Annotated in this window: 3 protein-coding genes and 1 tRNA gene; all 4 read left to right on the top strand. The window is 66.0% G+C overall.

The window, feature by feature from the left end; genetic code table 11:
• Window positions 1-1,225 (top strand): efflux RND transporter permease subunit (locus AC1D2K_RS32315; RefSeq protein WP_478094220.1); only part of this gene is annotated, 1,225 nt, incomplete at its 5' end.
• A gap of 126 nt (window positions 1,226-1,351) precedes the next feature.
• A tRNA-Leu gene (locus AC1D2K_RS32310) sits at window positions 1,352-1,438 on the top strand.
• Between the two features lie 31 nt (window positions 1,439-1,469).
• The gene (gene tig, locus AC1D2K_RS32305; protein ID WP_478094219.1) at window positions 1,470-2,783 is read left to right on the top strand and encodes a trigger factor; all 1,314 of its coding nucleotides are present in this window, start codon (window positions 1,470-1,472) and stop codon (window positions 2,781-2,783) included.
• A 92-nt stretch (window positions 2,784-2,875) separates the two neighbouring features.
• The coding region (locus tag AC1D2K_RS32300; protein ID WP_478094218.1) for an ATP-dependent Clp protease proteolytic subunit at window positions 2,876-3,377 on the top strand (502 nt) is incomplete at its 3' end.

The raw sequence follows: 3,377 nt of genomic DNA, 5'->3' as shown, positions 1-3,377 counted from the left end.
GTCCAAGGATCTCAAGATCCGCGAGAGGCTGCGCCTGCGTCTGCCGGCCGTGCTGGCAGAGGAATTTCCCGAGGCCCGGGGCCGCGTCAAGCTGCTGCCCAACGGCCCGCCGGTGCCGTACCCGGTGCAGTTCCGCGTCGTCGGCGCCGACCCCGCGCAGCTGCGGGTGCACGCCGACGAGGTCAAGGCGCTGATGCGCGAGAACGCCCACATGCGCGGCGTCAACGACAACTGGAACGAATCGGTCAAGGTGATCCGGCTCGAGGTCGACCAGGACAAGGCGCGGGCGCTGGGCGTCACCAGCCAGGCCATCGCCCAGGCCTCGCGCACCATGTTCAGCGGCACCACGGTCGGCCAGTTCCGCGAGAACGACCTCTTGATCGACATCGTGCTGCGCCAGTCGCCGGACGAGCGCGAGGCGATCTCGGACATCGGCAACGCCTACCTGCCCACCAGTTCGGGCCGCTCGATCCCGCTGACCCAGATCGCCAGGCCGGTGTTCACCTGGGAGCCGGGCGTGATGTGGCGCTGGAACCGCGACTACGCGATCACGGTGCAGGGCGACATCGTCGAAGGCCTGCAAGGTGCGACCGTCACCAGCGAACTGCTGCCGAAGCTGCGCGAACTCGAGGCCAGGTGGCTTGCGGCCGGGCAGGGCGGCTACCGCATCGAGGTGGCGGGTGCGGTGGAAGAAAGCAGCAAGGGTTCGGCCTCGATCGTGGCCGGCGTGCCGATCATGCTGTTCCTGGTGTTCACGCTGCTGATGCTCCAGCTCCACAGCTTCAGCCGCTCGCTGCTGGTCTTCATCACGGGGCCGCTCGGCATCGTCGGCGTGGCCGGCGCGCTGCTGGTCTCGAACCGGCCCTTCGGATTCGTCGCGCTGCTGGGCGTGATCGCGCTGATGGGCATGATCCAGCGCAACGCGGTGATCCTGATCGACCAGATCGAGAGCGACCGCGCCGCCGGCGTGCCGGCCTGGGACGCGATCGTCGAATCGGCGGTGCGGCGCCTGCGGCCCATCGTGCTGACCGCGGCGGCCGCGGTGCTGGCGATGATCCCGCTGTCGCGCAGCGTCTTCTGGGGCCCGATGGCGGTGGCGATCATGGGCGGCCTGATCGTCGCCACGGTGCTGACCCTGCTGGCGCTGCCGGCGATGTACGCGGCCTGCTTCGGCGTCAAGCGCGAGACGGGCGAGGCGCCAGGAACGGTTCCGGTTAGCGTTTAAAATACGCGGTTGACCGATTTCAGGCGGATGGAGCGAAGGCCCCATCCGCCGCAATTTACCGAAGGCAGGGCGCGAAGCGCGCCAGGCCATCCTCGGCAAGCACCTGAAAAACTGATAACTGGAACTGCGCGGGTGGCGAAATTGGTAGACGCACCAGGTTTAGGTCCTGACGTTCGCAAGAACGTGCCGGTTCGAGTCCGGCCCCGCGCACCAGCAAAAAAGACCCCTCAAAAGGAAGACTGAAATGACCGTGAACGTTGAAACCCTCGAGAAGCTCGAACGCAAGATCACGCTGACCTTGCCGGTCGGCACCATCCAGTCCGAGGTCGATTCGCGCCTCAAGAAGCTGGCCCGCACCGTGAAGATGGACGGTTTCCGTCCCGGCAAGGTGCCGATGAACGTGGTCGCCCAGCGCTACGGCTACTCGGTCCACTACGAGGTCATGAACGACAAGGTCGGCGAGGCCTTCTCGCAGGCCGCCAACGAGGCCAAGCTGCGGGTGGCCGGCCAGCCGCGCATCACCGAGAAGGAAGAGTCGCCCGAAGGCCAGCTGGCTTTCGACGCGGTCTTCGAGGTGTTCCCGGACGTCAAGATCAACGACCTGTCGGGCGCCGAAGTCGAGAAGATCGACGCCGAAGTCGGTGACGACGCCATCGACAAGACCCTCGATATCCTGCGCAAGCAGCGCCGCACCTTCGCCCAGCGCGCGCAAGACGCCGCGGTGGCCGACGGCGACCGCGTCACGGTCGACTTCGAGGGCAAGATCGACGGCGAGACCTTCCAGGGCGGCAAAGCAGAGGACTTCCAGTTCATCGTCGGCGAAGGCCAGATGCTCAAGGAGTTCGAGGACGCCGTGCGCGGCCTGAAGTCCGGCGACAGCCGCACCTTCCCGCTGTCGTTCCCGGCCGACTACCACGGCAAGGACGTGGCCGGCAAGCAGGCCGACTTCATGGTCACCGTGAAGAAGATCGAGGCTTCGCACCTGCCCGAAATCAACGAACAGCTGGCCAAGTCGCTCGGCATCGCCGACGCCACGGTCGAGGGCCTGCGCGCCGACATCAAGCGCAACCTCGAGCGCGAGGTCAAGTTCCGCCTGCTGGCGCGCAACAAGAACGCCGTGATGGACGCCCTGATCGCCAACGCCGAACTCGACCTGCCGAAGTCCAGCGTCCAGGCCGAAGTCGACCGCATGATCGAAGGTGCCCGCGCCGAGCTCAAGCAGCGCGGCATCAAGGACGCCGACAAGGCGCCGATCCCCGACGACGTGTTCCGTCCCCAGGCCGAGCGCCGCGTGCGCCTGGGCCTGGTGGTGGCCGAGCTGGTGCGCGCCAACAACCTGCAAGCCAAGCCGGAGCAGATCAAGGCCCACATCGACGAACTCGCCGCCAGCTACGAAAAGCCGGCCGACGTGGTGCGCTGGTATTTCAGCGACAACCGCCGCCTGGCGGAGGTCGAGGCGGTGGTGATCGAGAACAATGTCACGGATTTCGTGCTCGGCAAGGCCAAGGTCAATGCCAAGTCGGTGTCCTTCGACGAACTGATGGCCCAGCAGGGCTGATCCCTCCGGGCTCCGCGGCCATGGGGCTTGTGCTTTGTGGCACGAGCCCCATTTCGTCTGGGTACGGTACAAAACCCCTCTGGAGAGCAAACATGAGCGCACAGGACATTCAAGGCCTCGGCATGGTTCCGATGGTCATCGAGCAATCGGGCCGCGGCGAGCGTTCCTACGACATCTATTCGCGCCTGCTCAAGGAGCGCGTGATCTTCCTGGTCGGCGAAGTCAACGACCAGACCGCCAACCTGGTGGTGGCGCAGCTGCTGTTCCTCGAGAGCGAGAATCCCGACAAGGACATTTCGTTCTACATCAATTCCCCGGGCGGCAGCGTCAGMGCCGGCATGGCGATCTACGACACCATGCAGTTCATCAAGCCCGACGTGTCGACCCTGTGCATCGGCTTCGCGGCCAGCATGGGCGCCTTCCTGCTGGCGGCCGGCGAGAAGGGCAAGCGTTTCTCGCTGCCCAACTCGAAGATCATGATCCACCAGGTGCTCGGCGGCGCCCGCGGCCAGGCCACGGACATCGAGATCCACGCCCGCGACATCCTCAAGACGCGCGAGCAGATGAACCGCATCCTGGCCGAGCGCACCGGCC

The sequence above is a fragment of the Variovorax sp. P1_H12_2 genome, from assembly GCF_056405335.1.
This window is presented reverse-complemented; position numbering and strand designations above follow the sequence as displayed.

Coding starts and splice junctions, on each gene's coding strand:
- tig (WP_478094219.1), top strand. CDS start 1,470: ATGACCGTGAACGTTGAAACCCTCGAGAAGCTCGAACGCAAGATCACG.